The sequence below is a fragment of the Haloferax sp. AS1 genome (assembly GCF_014530665.1).
GTDB classification, from domain to species: Archaea; Halobacteriota; Halobacteria; order Halobacteriales; family Haloferacaceae; genus Haloferax; species Haloferax volcanii.
Genome location: NZ_SPSA01000001.1, coordinates 610,544 through 634,312 on the forward strand (window position 1 = coordinate 610,544; position 23,769 = coordinate 634,312).

Annotated in this window: 23 protein-coding genes and 1 pseudogene; 14 read left to right on the plus strand and 10 right to left on the minus strand. The window is 64.3% G+C overall.

Going from position 1 to position 23,769, the window contains the following annotated elements; all coding sequences use genetic code 11:
* The first annotated feature begins 158 nt into the window (after positions 1-158).
* The 4 genes from E4P24_RS03345 to E4P24_RS03360 all read left to right on the plus strand — a co-directional run bounded on the left by E4P24_RS03345 (position 159) and on the right by E4P24_RS03360 (position 2,913).
* A complete protein-coding gene (locus E4P24_RS03345; RefSeq protein WP_115802200.1) occupies positions 159-932 on the plus strand; it encodes a P-loop NTPase in 774 nt (257 codons plus the stop codon).
* Entirely contained in the window at positions 929-1,513 is a 585-nt protein-coding gene (locus E4P24_RS03350; protein WP_004044338.1) for a hypothetical protein, read from the plus strand. The genes E4P24_RS03345 and E4P24_RS03350 overlap by 4 nt, the downstream gene beginning before the upstream one ends.
* Positions 1,514-1,577: 64 nt before the next feature.
* Positions 1,578-2,054, plus strand: coding sequence for an OsmC family protein (locus E4P24_RS03355; protein ID WP_115860388.1), 477 nt, complete (start codon positions 1,578-1,580; stop codon positions 2,052-2,054).
* A gap of 127 nt (positions 2,055-2,181) precedes the next feature.
* A complete protein-coding gene (locus tag E4P24_RS03360; protein ID WP_004065151.1) occupies positions 2,182-2,913 on the plus strand; it encodes a hypothetical protein in 732 nt (243 codons plus the stop codon).
* Between the two features lie 238 nt (positions 2,914-3,151).
* Here the strand turns inward: E4P24_RS03360 and E4P24_RS03365 are convergent, their stop codons facing one another.
* Positions 3,152-3,598, minus strand: a complete 447-nt coding sequence (locus E4P24_RS03365; protein WP_115802202.1) for an ester cyclase — start codon at positions 3,596-3,598, stop codon at positions 3,152-3,154.
* A 570-nt stretch (positions 3,599-4,168) separates the two neighbouring features.
* On the opposite strand from E4P24_RS03365, the gene E4P24_RS03370 reads away from it, so the two are divergent.
* Together E4P24_RS03370 and E4P24_RS03375 are read left to right on the plus strand one after the other, a co-directional pair.
* Positions 4,169-4,702, plus strand: coding sequence for a hypothetical protein (locus E4P24_RS03370; RefSeq protein WP_004065146.1), 534 nt, complete (start codon positions 4,169-4,171; stop codon positions 4,700-4,702).
* Positions 4,699-5,649: a homoserine dehydrogenase gene (locus tag E4P24_RS03375; RefSeq protein WP_115802203.1), complete on the plus strand. Its 951-nt coding sequence runs from the start codon at positions 4,699-4,701 to the stop codon at positions 5,647-5,649. The genes E4P24_RS03370 and E4P24_RS03375 overlap by 4 nt, the downstream gene beginning before the upstream one ends.
* Before the next feature lie 76 nt (positions 5,650-5,725).
* On the opposite strand, the gene E4P24_RS03380 is transcribed toward E4P24_RS03375, so the two are convergent.
* On the minus strand, positions 5,726-6,400 hold the full coding sequence (locus E4P24_RS03380) for a type I 3-dehydroquinate dehydratase (RefSeq protein WP_004044332.1): 675 nt from the start codon (positions 6,398-6,400) through the stop codon (positions 5,726-5,728).
* 610 nt (positions 6,401-7,010) lie between these two features.
* Positions 7,011-7,679, minus strand: a complete 669-nt coding sequence (locus E4P24_RS03385; protein WP_004065141.1) for a type I 3-dehydroquinate dehydratase — start codon at positions 7,677-7,679, stop codon at positions 7,011-7,013.
* A 329-nt stretch (positions 7,680-8,008) separates the two neighbouring features.
* Here E4P24_RS03385 and E4P24_RS03390 point away from each other — a divergent pair, with 329 nt between their 5' ends.
* Positions 8,009-8,905 carry an NAD(P)-dependent oxidoreductase gene (locus E4P24_RS03390; protein WP_004065139.1) on the plus strand — a complete coding sequence of 299 codons (897 nt, stop codon included), beginning with the start codon at positions 8,009-8,011 and terminating at the stop codon, positions 8,903-8,905.
* Positions 8,906-8,965: 60 nt separating this feature from the next.
* Here the strand turns inward: E4P24_RS03390 and E4P24_RS03395 are convergent, their stop codons facing one another.
* The 3 genes from E4P24_RS03395 to E4P24_RS03405 form a co-directional block, all read right to left on the minus strand.
* Positions 8,966-9,739, minus strand: coding sequence for an IclR family transcriptional regulator (locus E4P24_RS03395; RefSeq protein WP_188148117.1), 774 nt, complete (start codon positions 9,737-9,739; stop codon positions 8,966-8,968).
* Positions 9,740-9,960: 221 nt separating this feature from the next.
* The gene (locus E4P24_RS03400) at positions 9,961-10,650 is read right to left on the minus strand and encodes a 4-carboxy-4-hydroxy-2-oxoadipate aldolase/oxaloacetate decarboxylase (RefSeq protein WP_004065137.1); all 690 of its coding nucleotides are present in this window, start codon (positions 10,648-10,650) and stop codon (positions 9,961-9,963) included.
* Positions 10,651-10,851: 201 nt separating this feature from the next.
* On the minus strand, positions 10,852-11,862 hold the full coding sequence (locus E4P24_RS03405; protein ID WP_004044327.1) for a tripartite tricarboxylate transporter substrate binding protein: 1,011 nt from the start codon (positions 11,860-11,862) through the stop codon (positions 10,852-10,854).
* 246 nt (positions 11,863-12,108) lie between these two features.
* Here E4P24_RS03405 and E4P24_RS03410 point away from each other — a divergent pair, with 246 nt between their 5' ends.
* Positions 12,109-13,152 carry a zinc-binding dehydrogenase gene (locus E4P24_RS03410; protein WP_188148118.1) on the plus strand — a complete coding sequence of 348 codons (1,044 nt, stop codon included), beginning with the start codon at positions 12,109-12,111 and terminating at the stop codon, positions 13,150-13,152.
* 219 nt (positions 13,153-13,371) lie between these two features.
* Here the strand turns inward: E4P24_RS03410 and E4P24_RS03415 are convergent, their stop codons facing one another.
* A complete protein-coding gene (locus tag E4P24_RS03415; RefSeq protein WP_006600665.1) occupies positions 13,372-14,019 on the minus strand; it encodes an MBL fold metallo-hydrolase in 648 nt (215 codons plus the stop codon).
* Between the two features lie 293 nt (positions 14,020-14,312).
* On the opposite strand from E4P24_RS03415, the gene E4P24_RS03420 reads away from it, so the two are divergent.
* From E4P24_RS03420 to E4P24_RS03435, 4 genes are all read left to right on the plus strand, one after another.
* Positions 14,313-14,828, plus strand: coding sequence for a tripartite tricarboxylate transporter TctB family protein (locus E4P24_RS03420; RefSeq protein ID WP_006600664.1), 516 nt, complete (start codon positions 14,313-14,315; stop codon positions 14,826-14,828).
* Positions 14,828-16,315, plus strand: a complete 1,488-nt coding sequence (locus E4P24_RS03425; RefSeq protein ID WP_006600663.1) for a tripartite tricarboxylate transporter permease — start codon at positions 14,828-14,830, stop codon at positions 16,313-16,315. The genes E4P24_RS03420 and E4P24_RS03425 overlap by 1 nt, the downstream gene beginning before the upstream one ends.
* A 534-nt stretch (positions 16,316-16,849) precedes the next feature.
* Positions 16,850-17,281 carry a universal stress protein gene (locus tag E4P24_RS03430; protein WP_004044322.1) on the plus strand — a complete coding sequence of 144 codons (432 nt, stop codon included), beginning with the start codon at positions 16,850-16,852 and terminating at the stop codon, positions 17,279-17,281.
* Between the two features lie 134 nt (positions 17,282-17,415).
* A complete protein-coding gene (locus tag E4P24_RS03435) occupies positions 17,416-18,063 on the plus strand; it encodes an MBL fold metallo-hydrolase (protein ID WP_049896133.1) in 648 nt (215 codons plus the stop codon).
* A gap of 436 nt (positions 18,064-18,499) precedes the next feature.
* Here the strand turns inward: E4P24_RS03435 and E4P24_RS03440 are convergent.
* Positions 18,500-18,859: pseudogene (locus E4P24_RS03440) on the minus strand (hypothetical protein); the annotation flags it as partial.
* Between the two features lie 1,140 nt (positions 18,860-19,999).
* Between E4P24_RS03440 and E4P24_RS03445 the strand changes: the two are divergent.
* On the plus strand, positions 20,000-20,218 hold the full coding sequence (locus E4P24_RS03445) for a hypothetical protein (RefSeq protein WP_115802713.1): 219 nt from the start codon (positions 20,000-20,002) through the stop codon (positions 20,216-20,218).
* Positions 20,219-20,236: 18 nt separating this feature from the next.
* On the opposite strand, the gene E4P24_RS03450 is transcribed toward E4P24_RS03445, so the two are convergent.
* Together E4P24_RS03450 and E4P24_RS03455 are read right to left on the minus strand one after the other, a co-directional pair.
* Positions 20,237-20,500: a hypothetical protein gene (locus tag E4P24_RS03450; protein ID WP_049896150.1), complete on the minus strand. Its 264-nt coding sequence runs from the start codon at positions 20,498-20,500 to the stop codon at positions 20,237-20,239.
* A 50-nt stretch (positions 20,501-20,550) separates the two neighbouring features.
* Entirely contained in the window at positions 20,551-21,024 is a 474-nt protein-coding gene (locus E4P24_RS03455; RefSeq protein WP_223173878.1) for a hypothetical protein, read from the minus strand.
* Between the two features lie 1,291 nt (positions 21,025-22,315).
* Between E4P24_RS03455 and E4P24_RS03465 the strand changes: the two genes are divergently transcribed.
* Positions 22,316-23,167 (plus strand): DNA-binding protein, encoded by an 852-nt coding sequence (locus tag E4P24_RS03465; RefSeq protein ID WP_188148119.1) that lies wholly within the window; start codon positions 22,316-22,318, stop codon positions 23,165-23,167.
* The last annotated feature ends 602 nt before the right edge of the window (positions 23,168-23,769 follow it).

Here is a 23,769-nt window from a genome sequence, read left to right on the forward strand (position 1 = left end):
CGAAAGCGAACGATTGGATGACAATTCTGAACATCGGTGGTCGTTTCACACACTGTTGGCCTCACTATTAATGCTTGTTACTGGTTGACACGATATTCGTCGGCGCGCGTCCACCCCCGTTCCGAACACTTATGCGAAATCGCCGGGCACGTGGGGGCATGGTCGAGGCGTTCGCCGTCGCCAGCGGGAAGGGCGGCACCGGGAAGACGACGAGTACGCTCGCGCTGGGGATGGCGCTCGCCGAGGAGTACGACGTGACCGTCATCGACGCGGACACGGGCATGGCGAACCTGCTTTTCCACGCCGGATTGGACGACGCCGACGTGACGCTCCACGACTTACTCATCGACGACCACGACGCCGCGGTGTCCGACGCGGTGTACGAGCGGTTCGGGCTGTCTGTCGTCCCCTGTGGGACGAGTCTCGCGGCGTTCGAGGCCGCGGACCCCGGTCGCCTCCGCGACGTGGTCGCCGAGCTCGCGGCCGACACGGACGTGTTGCTCCTCGATTCGCCCGCCGCGCTCGGTTCCAAGAGCGCGGTGCTCCCCGTCGTCCTCGCGGACCGCATCGTCGTCGTCCTCCAGCCCACCGTGCCGTCTCTGTCCGACGGGCTGAAAGTCCAGGAGTACGCCCACTCCTACGGCACCGACACGGCGGGCGTGGTGTTCAACCGCGTGCGCCCCGACGAGAACGTGGAGACAATCGCCGAGCAGGCCGGCCGCTACTTCGGGGGACAGACGCTCGCGTCGGTCCCCGAGAGCGACGCGGTCCGCGCGGCCCGCCGCGAGGGAAAACCCCTCCTCGCGCACGCCCCCGACGACCCGGCGGCCGACGCCTTCCGCGAGGCGGCCGCCCGACTCGACGTGCGCGACGGCGACGGCCGCGAGGTCGCAGAGCGGTTCAAAAGCGCCGTCGTCCCCGAGCGAATATGAGAATCCCGCGGGGCGAACTCCGTCGGTCGCGCGTCGTCGACGACGCGGCGGCGGTGCTTCGGACGGTGCTCGACGAGGAACTCACCGGCTACGTCGTCTTCGAGCCGCAGGACGCGCTCCTGCTCGGCGAGACCACCCGCGGCGTCGTCACGTTCGAAGACGGAGTTCCGGTCCTCGCCTACGACACGGAACGCGAGGTCGGCGGCCGCGACGGGCTGGAGGGGTTCGCCGTCACCGGCCCGACCCGCGCCGCGGTCCACGCCGTCGACGCCGCGGAGCTCGCGGACGCCCACGAGGTCGAGGCGTTCCGCGTCCCGCCGGGCGAGCCGGCCCGCGTCCTCGCCGGCGACGAGCGGTTGGCGACGAAGACCCTCGACGCCGCCCCCGCCGCGCGCCGCGAGGAGAGCCGCGACCAGAGCGCGGTCGAAGCGTTCCTCGCCGACGCCGACGCCATCGAGGAGATTCGGTCCGAGGCCCGCGAGGAGGCCCGCGCGAGGGCGTCGGAGTGGGGGCTCGACGACGTGCTGGCGGACGACGCCGACGAGTCGGCCGCGATAGACGCCGGCCCGGATAGTCGCTGACACGCTTCTCGACGGTTGAGAACCGTCTTCTGTGGCTATCGCTCTGCGGCGTCTCTCTCTAGGTATGTCCACCGAGAAATCCCAGACCCGGAATCAGACCCTGACGTTCGCCGTCGCCGCGGCGGCCGAATCACCGACCGAGACCCGCGTCTCCGTCCGCGACTTCGAGTTCGTCGTCGACGAGCCCGAATCGCTGGGCGGGGCGAACGCCGGCCCGAACCCCGTCGAGTACGTCCTCGGCGCGCTCGCCGGCTGTCTGAACGTCACGGCCCACGTCGTCGCCCGCGAGATGGACCTCGACGTTCGCGACCTCGAAATCGCCATCGAGGGCGACCTGAACCCCGCGACGTTCATGGGCAAGCGCGAGGACGGCCGCGCCGGCTACCAGGAGATTCGCGTCGCGGTCACCGCCGACGTCGACGCCGACGCCGACGCCGAAACCATCGACGCGTGGCTCGCCGCGGTCGAAGCGCGCTGCCCGGTCAGCGACAACCTGCGCAACGCGACGCCGCTCGCGCTCTCGTTCGACCGGCGGGAGTGAGCGACTGCCGTCCACACGACATCAGAACCGCCGATCAGCCCGACCGTCCGGCCGACCGCGCCGCCTGTTTCGTTTTTCGCCGTCACCACGGGGACAGAGCCAAACCGCCGTCACCCGTAGCTCCCCTGTGACCGTTTTGCGCCTCCTTCGACTCCGCCGGCCCGCCGACTTCGCGGACTGGTACCGAATCGGTGCCGAGTACGTCCACGACGTGGCTGCGGGCATGGGCCTCCGCGTCGGCGACTTCGAGTCGCGGGTGGTCCGCGCGACGGACGCCATGCGCGCGGGGCGAACCGACCTGCCCCCGGACCTCGCCCGCTCCGTCGCCGCAGACCTACTGGCCGACGCGGCGTTCTGCGACCCGTTCTGTCAGTGGATGCCGCTGTGGTACGAACTCGGCCTCGCGGCCCCGTGCGCCTACGCCGACTACCGACTCCGGCGGGTCGCCGAGCAGTACGCCGACGACCTCCCGCACCTGTCGGTGCCGCGGTTCTCCCGCCCCGAAGACGTGTACGTCGACGGCCGCCCCGCGACGGCGTGCGTCGACGGCTTCGCCGAGCGGTTCGTCCTCGCCGACGCCGTCCTCCACCTGGAGTGGTTCGTCTACGTCGCCCGCGAGTCGGGCATCTTCGTCCCGCCGCTGTTGGTCGAGCGAACCCGCGAGCAGACCGTCGCCTACTACGCCGGCCGGCGGGAGGAACTCGACCCCGACGTGCGGAGCTTCCAGCGACTGCTGTTTTCGGACGACGAGTGGGTCCGCCGCATCGCCGACGTGTACGACCTCGACAGCGTCCTGTTCGACTACTGGGAGCGAATCCTCGCACAGGAGCGCCGCCGCCTTTCGACGTTCGACGGCTGACCGTTCGGCCGCCAGCCGTGTGTTCTGAACACACGCAGCATATGACATTTGAAAAATGTTTTAATGGAGGACGTTGTAGTGTCTACTGCAGGTAGATACCTGCACTTGGGTTGCGTATACAGGGGAGGTTTTCCCCAGTGTCCGTGGAGTGCGGGCGGGTGCCCGGTCGTCCGCGCTCTTCCTTCTCATCCGTCGAGCCGTGCGGCCGCCGCGCAAAACATATCGGTCTCGGCGGGTCTCACGCCGTGGGCGGTTCGACAGCGCCGAGTTGCGTGAGCATGCCGAGCATGTCCGGTTGGACCCACCGCTCGGCAATCACGCCGTCTTCGATGCGGGTAAACACCATGTTGCCGACTTCGATGGGCTTCCCGGTCGGTTCGATACCCATGAACGCGCCGTCGTGGGTCCCGCGGAGCGTGACGCGCATGGCGACCGTGTCGCCGTCGGTAATCGCGTCTTCGACCGTCGCGGAGAAGTCGCTGAACGACTCCTTGAGTCCCGAAATCTGGGCTTTGAGTTCGTCGCGTCCGCGGACCTCCCCGAGCGGACTGTGGTCGAGGACGTCCTCGGCGCAGATTTCGTCGATGAGGCCGACGCTCCCCTCGCTCGCGACTTCCTCCGGGAAGCGTCGCGCGATTCGTTCGTTCCCCGTCGGTGTCGGTGTCGGTGTGCTTGCTGATGCCATTCTTGTTCTCTCCTCTCCGTCGCACCCGTCCGCAGACCGCAGCGTTCTCGCGTACCGCCGGCGGCGGATACACCGAACCCTACGCTGTGTGAGCTGTTAACTATTCTCTATGCATCTCTCGGCGTCCAGCAGACAGTACTGCTCTTAACAGACACAACAAAGGGACAGAAGACGAGCGTCGTTTGGTTCTCTCGAATTGAGTTTTGGACGACCTCTATCGAATCTCCAATACGCTGTGTAACCGAAATAAGTAGTGGCAATTCGCGAGTGATATCTTCGGACTTAGATTTTTCAAACACACGCCCCCTGAATTCCCCCGATTCGATACTGTATGACATATGCATTACTCTGTTCTCGGGTCGACCTCCCGGCGCGGTAATCTTTGTAGCGAACCTGTGCACATTTCGGGCCGACGCGCGTACGGCGAACCCTCAGCGATGACTCTCTCACAGCAGACGGGGCGGCGGCCGCGCCCGGGGCCGGTGCCCGACCCGTTCGAACGCAATACGTATATGGGTGTGCTCGCACGAACTTCGACAATGAACGACGCGTTAGTACGGTGTTGGACAGATGAGTGAGGTCCACAACGACGTGCAGGCGTACACGCTTCGACTCGAACTGGTCGACGAACCCGGCGAACTCCTGCGGTCGCTGCAACCCATCGCCGAACACGGGGGGAACCTCCTCTCGATTTTCCACGAGCGCGGCAACGTCACCCCGCGCGGCTACATCCCGGTGGAAGTCGACATCGAGGCGACGCCCGACCGCTTCGACAACATCGTCGAGGGGCTGAGCGACGCCGGCATCAACGTCATCCAGGCCGGCACCGAGCGGTACAGCGAGCGCCTGACCATCATCCTCTCGGGACACCTCATCGAGACGGACCTCTCCGACACGCTGACGCAGATCGAGGCGACGCGGAACGCGACCGTCACCGATATCTCGCTGTCCGCACCCGCCGGCTCTATCGACGTCTCCAGCGCCCGCTTCCAACTGGCCGCCGAATCGGGGTCGACCGAAGACGTCCTCTCGGCCATGCGCGACATCGCCGACGAGAAGGACCTCCAGCTCGTCGAGCCGCTGACTGTGGGGGGTCGCGCGTGAGGCTCTGCGTCCTCGGTGCCGGTGCGGTCGGCAGCGCCGTCGTCGAACTCGCCGCCGAACACGGCCACGTCGTGACCGCGTTCGCTGACTCCGACAGCGCCGTCGTCGACGCCGACGGCATCGACGCCGACGCGGTGCTGTCGAAGAAGCGAGAAGACGGCGTGGTCGGGGATGCCGACCCCGAATCGGTGTTCGACGCCGACTACGACGTGTTAGTGGAGGCGACGCCGACGACGCTCGGTGACGCCGAACCCGGCTTTTCGCACGTCGAGCGCGCGCTAGCCGACGACTGCCACGTCGTCTTGGCGAACAAAGGCCCGGTCGCGGAACGCTACGCCGACGTGCGTGCGCTCGAAGCCGACAGCGAGGGGACCGTCCGCTTCGGCGCGACCGTCGGCGGCGCGCTCCCCATCCTCTCGACTATCGAGGACGTGGGCCCGTCGCGCGTGTCGGCGGTGTACGGCGTGCTGAACGGGACGGCGAACTTCGTCCTCTCGCGGATGGCCGCCGAGGGACTCGACTACGAACACGTCCTCGCGGAGGCACAGGACCTCGGCGTAGCGGAGGCCGACCCGGCCTTCGACGTCGACGGCACGGACACGGCGCTCAAGGGCGTCATCGTCGCCAACGTCCTCGCCGAGGGCGAGACGGAGTTCACGCTCGGCGACGCCGAAGTCGAGGGGATTCAGGAGCTCTCGGGGGGGATGCTCGACCTCGCGCAGGAAGACGGCCAGACGATTCGACTCATCGTCGAAGTCGCGGACGGTTCGGTCCGCGTCGGCCCGCGACTGGTGTCCGCAAACGGGGCGGTCGCCCCGTCGGGGACGGAAAACGCCGTCCAAATCGAAGCCGACTACTGCGGCCGACTGGGCATCACCGGGCGCGGGGCCGGCGGTCCAGAAACGGCGAGCGCGGTGCTGACGGACGTCGAGCGGCTTGCCGACTGACGCCGGGCGACGAGTACGAGTTCGCGGCGAGAAGAGATGAAACGAGTCTGCTGCGGGCGGCCGCAGGTCGCCGGCGTCAGTCCGAGAGCGTCAGTTCCTTCGGCACCGACACCTCGCTCCGAATCGTGTCGATGACCTGTCCGTCGACGCGCTCGTTTTTGGTGAGTTCGATGAGCGAGGCGAGCTTTTCGAGCGGAATCTGCCCCGGCGCGTAGTCGTTGTCGTCCGCGAGGAGGGGCGCGTAGCCGAGCTTCGACCCGTAGAGATGGCCGATGACGCGGGTGTGACTCCCGAGTTCGCCCATCGAGATACCGGCCACGTCGATGCCGCGGTTGGTCGCGTCGTTGACGGCCTCCAAGAGCGTGAGCGTGTCGCGCTGGTTTTGGGGGTACACCGCCACCTTCGCAACGTCACCGAACTCCGCGCACTGCTCGATGATGGCGTCGAGCACCTCGCGGTCGGGCGTCTCATCGAAGTCGTGATGCGAGATGATGAGCTGCACGTCGTTCTCGCGGAACTCGTGGGCCAGCCACTCCTTGGCGCGGACGGTTTCGAGTTCGATGTCGACGAACTCCACGGCGTCGTACCGAGATGCGGAAAACAGGTCGTCCAATCGTCCGGTGTCGCTTGCCTTCCCCCCGAACCATCGTGCGCGATTGGTCGCGATTATCGGGAGTTCGCCGTCGTACGCGGCGAGTTGTTCGAGCGGGTCGTCCGCTTGGTCCATTCGGAATTCGATGAGGTCTGCCACCCCTCGTGCGTCTACCTCTCGTGTGAGGTCGTTTGTTGTCGCCGCCAGTGCAGACTCGTCGAGTTTCATGTGAACGCCTATCATCCCATCGCCTATAAATCTTAGCTGTCGACGCAAGAGTTCTCACCCCCTCGTAGGCGGTGAGAGACGCCGTTTTCGGCGGTTTCTCCGGAATGTTCATCGAATATATCGGCTATGAGCCGACGATTATGAGGCGCTGATTTGAACACTGTCGAGAAACCTTCGGCGTTCGGCGTCAACGCTCGGCTATCTGTTCTCCGACGACGCGACCGGACACCGGCAGTCGGCGTCTGCCGGCGACCGACGTGGGCGCGCGCAGTCGGTGAGCCACCCGGTCGAGTCGTTCGGTCGCCCGGCCGTCCGACCACCCCGACTCGAACGGCGTCTCGCCCGGACGAGTCGGTCCTACCCGGTCGAATTATTTCTGATTTCTTTGAGTACTGTATTTCTGATAGTATCACCGTCTCGTCGGCACAACACTCCCGCGTCGGGCCGGTCCGAAACACCGACAGTCGCGGACGATTCCGCGGACGAACCGCCCGGTTCGACGCGGTCGACCCGTCGATTCGCCGTCCCCGACTCGACGGGCTCACCGGGCCGCAGAGACCCACTCGACGAGGTTCGACAACTTTTCGAGGTCGATGTCGTTCGGAGCGCGCTCGTCGCTGACGATGGGTGCATAGGCGATGGACGCACCGTAGAACACGCCGATAACGCGGGTGTGGCGGCCGATTTCGCCCAGCGCGTAGCCGGTAACTCGCATCCCCCGTTCGGAGGCGGTATTGAACGACTGCAACAGCGCGAGCGAGTCGGTTTTCTCCTCGGCGGTGACGACGAGCTTCGCCACGTCGCCGTAGTTATTACACTCTGATACTATCTGCAAAAGTTCCGTCTTCTGAGGTTTCTCGTGGCGGTCGTAGTGGGAGACGATGAGTTCGACGTCCTGCTCGCGCAGTTCGTCTCGGAGCCATCCGCACTCACGAATCGTCCGCAGTTCCACGTCGACCATCTCGACGGCGTCGAACGCGGCGGCGGCCACGAGGGTCTCCAGCCGGTCGGACTCGGCGGCGGTTCCACCGGCCCACTCCGGCCGGTTCGAGACGATGAGCGGGACCGACCCGTCGTACTCGTCGAGCGCGTCGAGCGGGGTGGTCGCCCCGTCCATCCGGAACTCGACGTAGTCCGCGATGCCCTCCGCGGCCGCCGCTTCGGTCAGCGTCTCGGTCACTCCGGCCAACGCGTATGCGTCCGCAGCCATGGAACTTGATACCAAGCACTCGTATAAAAATAGTTCCCCGCCGAGCGCGTTTCGCCGTCACCTGTCAGTCCCTCGAAACCCGACACACAGTCACGCACGCCGCCGTTTTGACAATGTTGGAACCATCCGAGAGTCACGAATCTCGGTCGACGACGGCGTTTCGCGGATAACTATGACAAACTTAATCCTGTAATTATCATGGTCTTACAGACCATATTTGTTTCAACGATGTCGAAATACGGACGGTCGAAGCGGCGCGTTTCCGAGCGAGACGAACTTACCGCCGCCACCAAGATTTAAATCGGGGAGTTCCGTATCCCTCAGTATCGATGGTTACGCAGCAAGTCCTAGTCACGGGTCCGTTCGGTGAGGCGGGCGAAGCGATTCTCAACCACCTCGCGGAACGCGACGAGTACGAGTTCACGTATCTCGACCGGACCGAACACCCGGAGTACGAGACGTTCGTCGCAGACATCGCGGATTACGAGGCTATCCGCCCGGCGTTCGACGGGCAGGACGCCGTCATCCACCTCGCCGCGCAGTCCGACGCGGGCGCGGCCTTCGAGGATATCATCGAGCCGAATATCATGGGCACGTACAACGTCCTCAAGGCGATGGAGGACGCCGGCGTCGAGAAGCTCATCTACGCCTCCTCCCAGCGCGTGATGGGGCTGTACGAGGAGGACCTCGCGCCCGACCTCTACGAGGAGGACTATCCCAGCGAGTACGACCCGCTTCGGCTCACCCACGAGACGCTCCCGAAGCCCGACGGCTACTACGGTGCCTCGAAGATGTTCGGCGAGCACATCTGCCGGACGCACGCCCGCCGCGACGGCGCGCCGAGCCAGGTCTACTCGATTCGCATCTCCAGCGTGCGGACCGAGCAGTACGACCACCCCTACGGCGACGCTGAGCGCGGCGTCGACCGCGGCGACGAGCACAAAGTCGAGGACGGCGAGGTGTGGGACCAGTCACAGACGGGCTCGTGGGAGCGCGGGAGCGACGAGTACGAGGAGATGGTCAAGCGGCTCAAGGCGACGTGGACCTCGCAGCGTGACTTCGCGCACCTGCTCGAATGCTGTCTCGAAGACGACTCGGTCACCTACGACACGTTCTACGCGGTGAGCGGCAACAAGGCTCGCTGGTTCGACACCGACCACGCGAAGGCGGTCCTCGACTACGAACCGGCCGACGACGGCTCCGAGTGGGACAGCCCTCCCGAGTGAGACGACGGGAGATCGCCGCCGAGCGCAGCGACCGCGGCCGACGGCGCTTCGGTCGCCCGCTCAGTACTGCTTGATTTTCAGCTCGATGATGTTCTTCTTGTTCAGGAGCGCCGGGCCGAGTTCTTCTTCGATGCGGCCGTCCTCGATGCGGCTCATCGGTCCGCTGATGCTTATCGCGCCGACGGCGTCGTCCGGCTCGGAGACGATGGCGGTGCCGACCGCGCAGACGCCGGGGTAGTGTTCGCCGCGGTTGATGGAGTAGCCCCGGTCGCGAATCTCCGCGAGTTCCTCGTGGAGCGCCTCGCGGTCGGTGATGGTGTCGTCGGTCAGGGCCGGGAGGCCGCGGCGGTCGACGATGCGGTCGACCTCGTCCCGCGAGTGCTTCGCGAGCATCGCCTTCCCCGTCGCCGTCGAGTGGAGGTAGAGGTGGTCGCCGAGCGGCGCGTCGTCGTCGATGGACTCCGGGCTCTGGGCCTTGTAGAGCTGGACGGCGAACCCGTTTTGCTCGACCGTCACGTTGGTGTGCTCGCCGGTCTGTTCTTTCAGTTCGTCGAGTTCCGGCTTGGCGACCCGGTACAGCGCCATCCCGTCGCGCATCGACCCGCCCATCTCGAGGAACCGCAGGCTGCAATGGTACTCGCTTCCGACCTTGACGACGTAGTCGGTGTCCACGAGCGTCGCCAGATGGATGTGCGCCGTGCTGACCGGCAGCTCCATGTCCTCGGCGGTCTCCGACAGCGTCGCGCCGTCGACTTCGCGGAGATATCGGATGATGTCGAACGCCTGTTCGACGCTCTGTATCCGCCGCGAGCCCGACCCGGTGGAGTTCGTCATGACTTGACGATGGGCCACCGCGTCCCTAATAGCACCGATTCGTTTCAACGATGTTGGAGTTCGGCGGGTCGAACGTCCTGACCGCCGGGGTCGCGTGGCCGACGCGTCGCTCGCGACTGGTCTGGGTTCGGGAAAAACGCGGGTCGCGCGGGTAGCATGACAGTCGACGTGCGGACTGTTCGAGTCGGTCGTCGTCGCGGCTCGCCGCGTCTTCGGTGACGTTACTGAATCGAGTCTTCGGGACCGACGATGGTCAGGTTCTCGAACAGTTCGTCGTAGCCGTTGAGTTCGTAGAGGTACTCGCCCTCGAGGACTTCCTCGCGGACGGAATCTTCGGCGCTGAGCTTCTCGTGTGCGCGTTCGAGGACTTCCTCGGCTCCCTCGCGGGGAATGACCGCGAGCCCGTCGTCGTCGCCGATGACGATGTCGCCGGGGTCGACGCTGACGCCGCCGACGGAGACGGTGACGTTGATGGAGCCGGGGTCCTGCTTGAGCGGTCCCTGCGGATTGACGCCGCGGCCGTACACCGGGAACTCCATCTCGGCGATTTCGCGGCTGTCGCGGTACGCGCCGTCGATGACCAGTCCGGCGAGGCCGTTGGCCTGACACGAGGTGCACATCAGTTCGCCGACGTGGCCGGTGTCGGTGTAGCCGTCGCAGTCGATGATGAGCACGTCGCCGGGCTCGGTCAGCGTAATCGCCTTGTGGATGATGAGGTTGTCGCCGGGCGCGGCCTTCACCGTGACCGCGGTCCCGGCCATCTCGACGCCGTCGTAGGCTGGCCGGAGGCCGGCGTCCATGGTCAGTCCGATGTTGCCGGTCACGTCGGAGACGATGGTGCTCGGAATCTCCTCGAACGCCTCGACGAGTTCGCGGTCCGGTCGCTCTACGTCGGGCTCTATCGTGTGCATACTCGACCCGATGCGGACGATTCACGTTAAACTATCGGTCGGTCGAACGCTTGCGGTCCGCGCCAGCGTCGCGGGCGCGGCCCGGTCGGTGGCGACGCCGCTCGCGCTGGTCCGGTGTTCGACGAAAGGGAGAAGGGCGCAGGTACGTGTCGCGTGGTGAGTCGGTCAGTCGCGGGGGAGGGTCGGAATTCGAGTGCGGCGTTACTGCTCTTCGATGCCGAGTTCGTCGACGAGGTTGCCGTAGAACTCGTACTGCTGGTCGAGGAAGTCCTGAAGCTCGTCGGGGCCGCGTTCGACGCGGATGAAGTTGTTGTTCTCCATGAACTCCACGAACGAGTCGTCCTCGTAGACGGCGCTGTACACGTCGGCGAGCTGTTGCTTCAGTTCGTCGTCGATGCCGGCGGGCGCGAAGTGCGCGAGCCACGAGCCGATGGAGATGTCGAGACCCTGGTCTTGGAGCGTCGGCGTGTTCGGGAGCGCCTCGACCTGCTGGTCGAACGCCACGCCGAGGGCGGACAGTCCGCCGTCTTGGACCTGCGGCGCGACCTCGGCCGCGCCGACCGCGGTACAGTCGACCTCGCCGTTCACGACGGCCGTCATAGCCGGGGCGGCACCCTCGTAGGAGATGTGCTCGACGTTGACGCCGGCCTCGCTGGCGATGCCGGCCGCCGCCATGTGCCACGACGACCCGAACCCGGAGTTCGCCATTTGCAGGGTGTTATCCTGCCCGTAGCTGATCCACTCGTCGAGCGTGGAGAACTCGGCGTCCTCGCTGACGACGAGCGCCGCGGGGAACTCGGTGTACTGCATGATGGGCGTGATGTCGTCGGGGCTGAGGTCGGCGATACCGAGGTGCTCGAACAGCGCAATCTCGGGGGCAGTACAGCCGATGGTGTGCCCGTCGGGCTCGGCGTTGGCCGCCGCGTTCATCCCGACCGAGCCGGAGCCGCCGGTCTGGTTGCTGACGTTCCACGAGACATCGGTGTGGTTCTCAGCCGCGTCTGCGACCGCGCGGCTCGTTCGGTCGGCTCCGCCCCCGGCGGACCACGGCGAGATAACCTCGACCGGACGGGAGGGCCACTCTTGCTCTCCCGAGAGGCTGCCGAGACAGCCGGCCGAGAGCGCAACCCCGCCGACGCCGGCGGCCTTGATGAAGTTCCGTCTGTTCAGCGCGCTCCGTCCACTCCGATTGCTAATGGTGTCGTCTCCCATTGTACCCGAATGTTTGAACAATCCATACAATAAGCATTGTGGTCGCTCCGAATATGGCGCGACGGTCGATACCGCGGTGCAGTTCTGAACGATTTCGCGCGCCCGCGAGCGCCGGCCGAAACGGGAGGATTCGCGGGGACTCGCGCTCGCGACATCGCTTGACGGCCCGCGTTCGTGTCGACCGTTGCCCGCGAGCTTCTCCCCCAAGAGCGTAGATTTATACCCCGGCGGTATTCAAGGAGATGTATGCGCGGGTTAGCCAAAACGAGCCGAGAGCCCGGAGCTATGGAACTCGTCGACGTCGAGACACCCGAACCGGCGTCCAACGAGGTCCTCATCGAAGTCGACTACGCCGGACTCTGCGGGAGCGACGCGGGAATCTACAAGTTCAAGTCCGCCTTCGAGCGGATGGAGATGCCGACCATCATCGGCCACGAGTACACCGGCCGCGTGGTCGAACGCGGCGACGAAGCCAGCCGGTTTTCCGTCGGCGAGCGCGTGGTCGAGCGACCGATTCGCGGCTGCGGCGAGTGTTTCCAATGCCAAATCGGTGAGGAGAGCATCTGTCAGGACGCGGTCCTGACCGGCATCGACCTCGATGGGGCGTACGCCGGCTACATCGCCGTCCCCGAGTCGGCGCTCCAGTCGGTCCCGTCGAACGTCGAACCGAAGCACGCGGCGCTCGTCGAACCGACGGCGATTTGCACGCGTGCGGTCATTCAGAACTCCCGGGTCAAAGCCGGCGACCGAGTGCTCGTCGCCGGTCCCGGTCCCATCGGGCTGCTCTGCGCGCAGGTAGCCGCTTCGCAGGGCGCTGAAGTCGTCGTCGCGGGCGTCGGTCGGGACACGAACTACCGACTGCCGCTGGCGGAGGAACTCGGCTACCCCGCGGTCAACATCGAGGAAGACGACCTGAGCGCGACCCAGCGCGAGCTGACCGGCGGCGTCGGCTTCGACGTGGTGTTCGACACGACCGGCCACCCGTCGGGCCTGCCGATGGCGGTCGAGCAGGTCCGCAAGGGCGGCCAGATAGTTCTCGTCGGCCAGACCGGCGAGACCACGATGGAGTTCACGCCGCTCGTCCGCGCGGAGGTCGGCCTCCAGTGTACCTACGGCGCGACGTTCGAGGACTTCGAGCGGGCGTTCCGACTCATCGGCTCGGGCGACGTGGACCACGCCACGTTCCTCGACGACCGCTACCGACTCACCGAGTCCGAAGACGCCTTCGAGGCGTTCCTCGCCGGCGAGACCTGCAAGCCGGTGTTCGACGTCTCGGTCCTTCGGGAGTAAGGCGACCGATTCCGTCTCGCTCGCAGTCACCCTCAGCCGTCGTTTCATAGCCGCGGTTCAGTTCTCAGCCACGGCTCGTTTCACACCACAGCTCGTTCACCACTCGCCTGTCTCTGTCCAGAGCGACCGCTTCGCAGTCGGTCGTCAGAAAAGCATGCCGCGAAGTGGGCTATCGGGAATCGTGACACCGCCGGTGCCGCTCGGTTCGACGGGGCGGGGTCACTCCGGCCGGGGGTCCCACTCGCGCTCGACGAGGAAGTCGTCGAGCTTGCCCTTGGGGTCCTCGAAGACGTGCGAACCGTGGAAGACGAGCAGCGTCTCGAAGTCGTACTGGAGCAGGTCGTAGAGGTTGATTTCGGCGGCCTTGTGGTCGTCGTTGAACAGCGCCGGCGGCGGGAGCAGGTAGCCAGCCGGGAGGCCCGCGCGGTCGGCCCCGTCGAGGGCGTCTCCGGAGATGAGGATGTCGCGGTCTTCGAGCAGGAGCGCCGAGGTCGCCTTCGTGTGGCCCGGCACCTCGATGACGCGGATGTTCCCGTCGAGCAGGTCGCCGTCGGTGAACGTCACGTCAGGCTCGTAGTCGATGGCATCGTGGAGCTTCGACTCGTTGGCCGACGCGACGAGTTCGGGGTCGAACGCCTCCATCACCGACGGGAGGCCGCCGTGGTGGCCGTGGTCGCCGTGGGTGATGATGACGCGGTCGACGCCGCCGTACTCCCGCTCCAGAATCTCGACGAGCTCCTCGCCGTCCTCGTCGAAGCCGGTGTCCACGAGCGTCGTCTTCCCCGTCGGCGTGTCCTTCAGGACGAGGACCCGGACGTGTTCGAACTGAATCTGGTCGATACCCTCGGTGACGTTGCTAACACTCATTCCGGTGGAACGGTAGTTCGCAGCGCTGGTTAATTCTATCGATGGGCGCGAAACCCGGCGTTGTCGCCCGCGGACATGTCGGCTTCGCTACCGTACCGTCCGCCCGCCGGGCCACGCTTCAGTGTGCGGTTGTCCAGTCTCGCTGGCGGTCTCCGACGGTGACTGGACGATGGTCTCGACCGTACTTAGCTCTCGTGTCGAAATCGTGACTTTCAGCCCCGAACGGACGGGGAAAGACCAATATGTTTATTACATACGATTGCTTGGTATCATACCACGAGGCAGAACAAATAATGGTGATTCAGAAAGTCGGGGCCGTCCTTGATAGAATCGGCTTGGAGAGCGTTCGTTCAAGTCCGCTGTCAGTCTTCTTCATCCTGTTTTCGGTCGTCGTCATCTTCTTTGCGAGCCAGTTCCCGTCGGGTGACGGCGTCGGGCCGTCGTTCTTCCCGATTGCGGTGTCGGTCGGCATCATCTTCTTCGCCGGCATCGACGTGCTGACGGGGTCCGAGACGGAGCTCGAAATCTCGGAGTTCGACTTCAAGCCCGCGGCCGTCGTCGCGGGGTTCCTCGTCGCGTACGTCCTCGTGATGCCACTCCTCGGGTTCCTCGTGTCGACCATGGTGTTCATGCCGGTCGTCCTCTACTACTCGAGCATCCACTCGAAGCTGCTGCTCGCAGTGCTGTCGATTGGGTTCCCCATCGCGCTGTTCTACATCTTTGGCCGCATCTTCCTCGTTCGCCTCCCTGAGGGTATCATCCCGGTGTCTCGACTGCTGCCGCAGCTCCCACTGGTGGTGACCTTCTGATGGTCGTCGAATACATCGGGCAGGCGCTCGTCAACCTCGCTGACCCGTTTATCCTCCTGTTGATGGTCGGCGGTATCTTCCTCGGCATCCTCATGGGGTCGATTCCGGGGATGACCGCGACGATGACCATCGCGGTCCTGCTCTCGTTTACCTTCACGATGGAGCCGAGTCAGGGGATGATTCTCCTGTTGGGTATCTACGGCGGCGCGGTGTACGCGGGGTCGATTCCGGCGATTCTCATCCGCACGCCGGGTACCCCGTCGGCGGCGGCGACCATCTTCGACGGCCACCCGCTCTCCCAGAAGGGCGAGGCGGGTCGCGCGATTCGCGTGAGCACCATCGCGTCGTTCGTCGGCGGCGTCATCAGCGTCTTCGCGCTGATGTTCTTCTCGCCGGTCATCGCCGACGCCGCCCTCCGGTTCCGCTCGCCGGAGTTCTTCGCGCTCGCCTTCTTCGGACTGACCATCATCGCCAGCGTGAGCGGCGACTCGCTCACCAAGGGCATGGTCTCGGGTCTGCTCGGGATGCTCGTTGCGACGGTCGGCATCGACCCCGTGACCGGCTTCCACCGGTTTACGTTCGACATCCCCGAACTGCTCACCGGCGTCGAGTTCATCGCCGTCATGATTGGCCTCTTCGGCATCGCCGAGGGACTTCGCAAGTACTCTCAGGGCATCAACAGCGGGAACGACCGCGTCGACCAGGAGATAACCGGCGTGTTCCCCTCGCTTTCCGACCTGCGGTCCATCGCGCCGGTCAGCGTCGGGTCGGGCATCCTCGGGTCGTTCATCGGCGCGATTCCCGGCGCGGGCGGCGACATCGCGGCGTTCATCACGTACAACGAGGCCACCCGCTGGCTCAAAGACAGCGTCCCGTCGTTCGGTGAAGGGAACGTTCGCGGCGTCGCGGCCGCCGAGTCCGGGAACAACGCGAGCACCGGCGGCGCACTGATTCCGACGCTGACGCTCGGCATCCCGGGCGACTCCGTCTCCGCCATCCTCATCGGCGCGCTGTTGGTCCACGACGTGAACCCCGGTCCGGGCCTGTACCAAGAGGAGCCGGTCTTGCTGTACACCATCTTCGTCGGGTTCCTCCTCATCTACGTGTTCATCCTCATCTTCGGCATGCTCGGCGCGAACTACTGGGCGCGCCTCATCAACATCCCGAAGTCCCACATCTGGCCCGTCATCCTCGTGCTGTGTGTCATCGGAGCCATCGCGCTCCGCGGCAACGTCTTCGACGCGTGGATTATGCTCGGCGCGGGCGTGTTGGGGTACGCGATGCGGCTACGGGGCTACCCGCTGGCACCGATGGTGCTCGGGCTCATCCTCGCGCCCATCGCGGAGGAGAACCTCCGCCGGTCGCTCGTCCTCTCGGGCGGGTCGCCGACCATCTTCCTCACGAGTCCCATCGCCCTCGTCATCATCCTGCTCGGTCTGGGTGCGATTGCGCTCCCCGCCGTGCGCTCGATTCGCGCGAACGCGTAACGCCGCCACCCTCGACGCTTTTCTCACGCCGCGTTCGTTCCCCGTCTGATTTCTCCCGCGGTTGCACCCGAACGGCGCACCGCTCGGCGCTCGCGACGCGTGCGGTGCTTCGACAGCAGGCAAGGCGCGCGCCCGAGGCTAACACCGAGACGGCTCACGACGGCTGCCGGAGTGTTGTCGGCTCCCGGTTCCATTCTGTTCACTCCGGTCTCTCACACCCCCACGCGACGGCGTCGATGTCGCGGGCGACCCGCTTGAACTGATCGGCTCCGTTTCGAGGATGTTGAAAGACAGGGGTAATTTTCGTTCTACTCGGAGTGGAATTACAGACATAGCTCCGTAACGAGATTCGGTCGATTTCGGTTTAGTTACGATACTGTTGAAATACATCCGGCTCGACGGTCGAACTCACGTGTCGCGTTGGCTGTCGAAACCGCGAACCGAAACCGCGAATCGCGCCGACGCGGCGCTCGGTGGTCGCTCCGAATGGGATTCGGCGAAACGATATTATATCCCACCGTGGTACACGCTGGTATGGTCGTTGTTGCAGCAGTCGACCGGTCAGGTCGATCAGCACACGTTGTCTCGGAAGCCGCATCGCTGGCGGCGGCGTTCGACGAAGCGGTCCACGTCGTCCACGCGCTGACCCGCTCGGAGTTCATCGACCTCGGGCTGACGAGCGCGCAGGCCGAGGAGCCGAAGGATATGGACGAGATTCGGTCGGCCGCCGCCGAGATGGCCGAAGACTCCGTGTCGGGACTGGACGTTCCGTACGAGACGGTGGGACTCGTCGGCAACCCGGCCGACGAAGTCATCGAGTACGCCGACGGACAGGACGCGAGCTACATCGTGGTGAGTCCGCGACGCCGCTCGCGCACCGGAAAGATGCTGTTCGGAAGCGTCGCTCAGTCGATTCTCCTGAACGCGTCGTGCCCGGTCGTTTCGACCCTCGCAGACGAGGAGTAGCGCCCGTCGGGGCGCGAGTCTGCCCGGAGCGCCGCCGCGCAGGTTCGTCGGCTCGGCTTCGGACCGCCGCGTTACACGCGCGTGAGAACGCGCGTCTCCCTTTTTATCGCGACTCGCCGTAGTCTCGACCGCGCATGACAGTGACAGCAGTCGCAGACGGAGTGTACACGATACAGTTCGACCACGTCCGAGTGTTCGTCATCGAAGACCGACCGGCCGGAACGACCACGCTCGTCGACGCGGCATTCCCCGACGACGGCGACGAGTTAGTGTCCGTGCTGGAGTCGGAGTTCGGCGGCGTCGACCGACTCGTCATCACCCACGGCGACGAGGGTCACTTCGGCGGGACGCCCGCCGTGTTGGATGCGTTCGACCCCGAACTGCTCGTCCCCGGCGGCGCGAAGGGCTTCTACGACGCGCTCGACATCGAGGCCGACCGCCACTTCCGCCACGACGACGTGCTCGACGGCGGGATTCGAATCGTGCAGGTGCCGGGCCACACGGTCGCAAACAGCGGCCTGCTGTTGGAGGACGACGGCGTGTTCATCGCCGGCGACGTGGTCGAGGGGTCGGACCGCCGCGGTCTCCCGCCGGGATTCCTCGTCCCGCCGGCGGCGCAGTTCAACGACTTGAGCCACGAGGAAGCCGAGCGGAACCTCGTCAAACTGTTCGACTACGACATCGAGACGGTGCTCGTGAGCCACGGCACGCACGTCGACGACGACCCGCTCGGGAAGTTGGACGACTGGCTCATCGACCGCCAGTGGACGCTGTCGTACTGAGTCGCTTCGAGTCGGCCGGAGGCACACCCGACCGACACGGCCGCGGAGTCGCTCCACACCCGAGTCAGAACAACGATTACCAAATTCCTTTGATATAGTGAAAATTGATAAATTCGAGTCGGGGGAATCGACTCTGTCGGAGGGGTAAAAAGAGAAAAAACGACACATAGCCCACAAAACGCCGATATTCGGCTGACTGAATTTCGATACGCCATCAATGCGGAAGAAACTAGCATCCTCCTATTGAACCCGCGATAATGGGCTATTACTGGCTTCTTATGGATGTTTCACGGCCGGTCTGTGTCTGTTCGGTTCTTTCCTTTTGAATAGTCTATTTGCATATACTTTTTGGGATTAGTCAGACTATTGATTGTCAACGTATGGCCTCGGTAGACCGGTCTCCATCGGGGTGCGCGACGACCCGAGCCGATGGGGTTCAGTTCGGGCGCGCGGCAACCGTCAGGTCCGTCCGCGACCGCGGCGTGGCGATGCGAACGTCCACGAGGACGGCGACGACGGTCGTCTCGCCCGCGCGCTCTTGGACCACGACGCCGTCGTCGGCGACGCAGGGCCCGAACTCCCGAGACGGACCGTCGGGGCAGTTCCTGAGCGCCCACCCGGAGGCCGCCGAGTCGTTCGTCGTCAACGCTACGCCGCCGGGGCGCGCGCGTTCGACGTTCGTCAGCGCGGGGTTGAGCCGCGACCGAAAGTCCGCGACTGCGGCGTCTCGCTCCGCCCAGTCGTATCGTCCCGCGACGCCCGCGGTCGCCAGTTCGACGGCGTCTTCGGTCGTCTCGGCTGCGCTGGCGTTGGTGACGAACGTCCTATGGGTCGAGAGCATCAAGTGTTGGGCGAAGCCGTCGAATACGTGGACGTTGAAGCAACCTCTCTTTCGACTGGATTACACCCCTTGCACATGCCCGCAACAACATCCCCTCCAGCCAAGATGTCGACCCAACAAACCCAGCCATCGTAATACCCTACACAAAGTCGGCAATTGCCGGCCACTAGTGCGAGTGGAGCAACGCGTGAGAGACGTGTGCTGGCGAGCGAACACGGGGAGAACGGGGTTGTCGTGAGGTGATAGACAAGGAGATGTCGCGACGAGTCAGTCGGGTGAACGCGACGCAACAGGTCCGAATAACTACTCCCGAAAACAGGCGATACACCCCCCGTACGATGGATTGTATCCGGGATCAAGGAAACTCACCAATCGTGAACAGTGGCACCCAGACGAGTGTGAGCACCAGCGAACGGCACTAGTATCCAATCCAAACACGTCCCGAGAGTGGTCGAAGATGAGGTATCCGAGCAAAACGGGTTGTTGGTGTGGGTGAATTGAATGACTCGATGCCGGTTCGCTACACCCCCACGCTGGTTACAACCGAGTACACCCTTACGGGAGCAGGCCGTCCATGTACATCCCTGGAAACTGTGGGTGTAGCGCGTGCGTCCCGGTTTCTCCTCGCTATCACGGGTGTAGAATCGCACCTGAGTATTCCCCTCGTGAATGTGCGGCTCGCCAGGCGGTGGAAGCACGGGTGCGTGCGGTGGCAGCAGACGAGAATCGTGGTGGGTGGTCGGTGTTTTGCTGGTTGCGGTTGTGATGGGTGGAGAAGCGGGTCGCGAGGCTGTTCGCTGTGTTCGTGTGTGACTTCGAACGCCCCCGCGGCGACGACTCGAAGACCTCCGTGCGCGCCTCGGCCTTCGGCCTGCGGTGCTACAGTCGGCCGTCTTCGTCCTCGCCGCGACCCCGTTCACTCCCACCCGGTAACTGGTCGGTAGCCGTCACGTCTGTGGTCAGCTCGTGGGGGCGCACCGAGGTGTTTTATCGCGCGCCTGCACCCCTGCAGGCGCGTGTTCTGGCCTGTGTTGATTCACGATGTGTGTCCACTGCGAGACGGAGACGACTGTCGATAGCGCGACCGAACAACAGATGACACTCGAACTGTTTGCGTGGCTTCGCCTCTACGCGGACGAAGGTGTCGCCCCCGCGCAACTCGTCCAGTTGTTGTTGCAGACGGCCGTCGTCGTCGACGAACTCGATGGCGTGCCGCGGACCCCACCGGGCCGGAATACGACGGCGTACACGCAACTGCTGGCGCGGACAGAACAGGTGCACGAACGGTTGGATATCAGTGACGTGAACAAGTAGGGCCGAAATCCCCTCACATCACTTCGAACTTGTTCCGCGGTCGACGACGACTCGCCGAGTCTGTTTGGCGTCGATCCCAAACAGGAGTCCAGCAAGGAAGAGCAGTTCATTCCCCTGGTAGTACTGTGTCGCGATATAATTGATGAGGCCGATATCTGGCGCGGCCACGCCGAAGACGACTAACAGAAGTGCAACGATGGCTGCGAGTCCGGCCACTGTTCGAACCACCACCCCCGAGACGAAGCCGACGAGGAACACGACGACTGCAGTAAGTAGACTCATCGTGTCTCTCAGACGTGATGCAGAAGTAAAGTCGTCGTGGCCCAACATCTTCACCGCGAGTTGAGGAACTCACTCAGACAGCTTTTGTCTCGAAACTCCGGAATCGAGAGGAAGAACTTGTGTTCCGACCAGAGTTCGTCGAAAGCGATTCGGTCAGTTCCCTGTGTTTCGGCGACCCGTTTGAACGCCGCTTGCATGTCGTCGACGGCGATTCGTGTTGATGGGTTGCTCCCCGAATTAGGGTTGAAAACTGCGGCGACCGTCGTTCGGTCTGTGCGACTCCCATTGCTCTCGTGGATACACTTCGGGTCGATGAGTGCTCTCGTGACGTGTGTATCAAGCGGGACGCGGAGATCCTCCACCCACGAGTCCCGGAATTCGAACGCGTGAACGACTTTTCGGAGATACTCGTTCGCAATCTTCTGACCAACATCATCAATTGCAGTCAGTAACTTGTATGCCTCATCGTGCGTTTCCGCTGCACGAAACGCGCCAGCATCGAACCGCTCTTGGGCGGCAGTCAATCGGGGAGTGCCAATGGAACCTGCTCGTTGCCGGACCGTAATCGCAAACACACGGTCGAGGTCGCCAGCAATCGTCTCGGGTTAATTTCGTAGATGGTCTCGTACTTCTGGCGAGTGAAGTGGACGTGTCGGCCGACGCCGTCGTGTGCAGCGGTCGGAAGCGCTTCGAGGACGGCCCCCAATCGCTCCTCATCAATTTCGAGTCCCATACGAACACTTCACACCGAAGCTATGTGACGATATTGCTGGCTGTCACGTCGGGTCTCTCCAAGCAGTTCATCGACGACGTGACCGAGTAGTGGGCGTCTCCCAAGCGTCGCTCCCAAAGTGAACAGCGACGCGCGTCCGTACGCTTGGGGGCGACTGCTCGGGTTGTGCGCGCTCCGGCGGGCAGACCGTTCCTGCCGGGCCCGGGCGTTTCGCGCTGCCGTTGCGTCTGCGACGGACGGGTCACGGTCGCGGGGCCGGGTCGGGCCGGGTGCAGCCACCCGATACCGGTCAGCCCCGAGGGCGGGCCTGCGAGCGCTCGGCCCCCGTCCGGGCCGTGACCGAGACCGGGCTGGCTGCATCTTCACCAGCCGTTGGGTCGGCGCTCCCTCGATGCGGTCGCGCCGCCGGCCGGCTGGTTCAGACGTGGCCGCTTGCGCGGTCCGGGCGGGCTGCTCGCCGTTCGGGCGATTGCCCTCACCCCTCGTTCGTCCGGGCTGCGGTGGCTACTGGGGGTCGCCGTGCTCACCCCCAGTATGCCACGGTCCGGGGCTCACTCAGGGCTGGCTGTGCGGCCTGCCGGGCGTGCGCTCAAACTCGGCCGCGACGAGCTGTGGGTCCGCGGGCATCCAGCCCGCACCGGGCTGCCGCACGAGGCGTTTCCGTTGCGTCTGCGACGGACGGGACAGGCTCGTGCGGGTCCGGGCGCGGTGCTGGTCCGGCGGGTCCTCGCTCTCTGCGGCCTCGCTGTGGCCGTATGCGACGCCGTTCAGGACTGTCAACCCCCCGCTTGCCGTCTCGTCGTCCCGGTTCAGCCGTTGCGTCTCCGACGGACGGCCTGCACGGGGTCGACGACCCGCGGGTCGGTGGATTGACTGCCCTGACCGCGCGCTCACCTCGAGGTTCACCCCCGTACTCGTCTGTGGGGGACACCTGTTGGCGACGCGCCGCGCCGGACAAGCCGGCGAAGGCGCGGCGGCGTCGCCGTGAGACGATTGGTGTCGGTCAGTCTGTGAGAAAGCTGCGGCTGGAGAGTCGTGGTGTCGGAAGAAGACGCCGAGTGAGCGCCTTTCAGAGAACTACAATGAGTAGTAAGAAACAGTTCCGTAATGAAGTTTCGCACAGCAATCACCCCTCGACAGTCGACGACGACGTAGTCGATGAGACGCCAGCGCTCCATCCCACGGTTGAACTCGAGATTCAAGCCAAAGTTGACCTGAACAATCCTGAAGCGGTTAGTCGGGGACTGACCCTCGCGGAAGAAGAGCGGCTGGCTGCGCGTGAGTGGGAGATCGAACAGACGCGTGCACGGTGGGACCGGAGACAGATGTCGAGTCGGGAAGCGCGGACGGCGACGGCGGTGGAGCAGTCAAGTATTGAAGCAACGCGTGCGTTCAAGAAACGCGCAGGGTGTGTGAATCGGTGGGCCGACCCGGAGGAGGTGGATCCGCGTGAGCAACTGACGGCTGAACAGTTGGGCGTTGTGAACAGGGAGGCGGCACGGATGCAGTCGAAACTGGATGGGTGGTCGCGGGCAGCGATCAGTCGGCGGCTGGCCGAAGTAGTCGCAGACGGGAACTCGATGATGAGCGCGGTCGTGGGTGTGTTCGAGGAGTTGCAACAGGCACCCGGGACGGTGATTCCGATTGCGGCGGTCAGTGAGGTCAGTCGTCGTGAAGTGTCGATTGAAGGTACGATTACGCAGTTGTGGGAGTCGTCGAGCGCGGCGATTCAACAAGTGGGACTCATCGAGGACGAAACTGGAACGACGAAATTCACCATTTGGGCCAAGTCGAGAAAACCGGCTGTGAGAGAAGGCGAGCGGGTGACGCTGCGGAACGTCGCAAAGAGCTGGTACGGTGGACGCGTGTCGGTGGCTGTGACGGGGTGGTCCGACATCAGCTTCCCAGCGCGCGAGGCGTGGTGGGCTGAGTAGGCGTCGCCGGCGGGTGTGTTCTTTTTTTACGTATCCACCAGCCCAGACCCCACCTCCCCATCCACCGCTCCGTGCTCGCACCTGCGGTGCTGCGCGCGCAGCCACGACCTCAAAAACAGGAATAGGTCTCTCCGCTCATTGGGAGGCAACCAGTACAGAACCGACTCATCAACTACCCTACAACTTAGTCAATTGCTGACAGTAGCAGCGGCCATGGCACGGGAAATGATGTGCAGTTCTTGCGGAAACGTCCAGTCATACGACAACATTGCAACGGCTCCGGATCGATGCCCGAATTGTAACCAGCCGTGGCAGCCTAACTACTAATTCGACTTTTCCAATCCAGAGTTGGTGACCTCGCTACTAGGGTAAGGTTCGCCTCAGAATGGTCATCAAGTGATTCAACTCTCAAACACCAGTTAACCAACTCAGATAGTAAAATCATGATTAGTAAAATCGTGATTAAGATACACCAGACGCGTCTCTCGGACAGCCGTTAACCACGGCCATTCGCGCTCCGAATTTTATCTGCCCCCTTCGGGTGCGGGGCGGCAACTCGCCCTGCTGATTCGAAATGTCACAGCCAGACACAGCCACGCAGA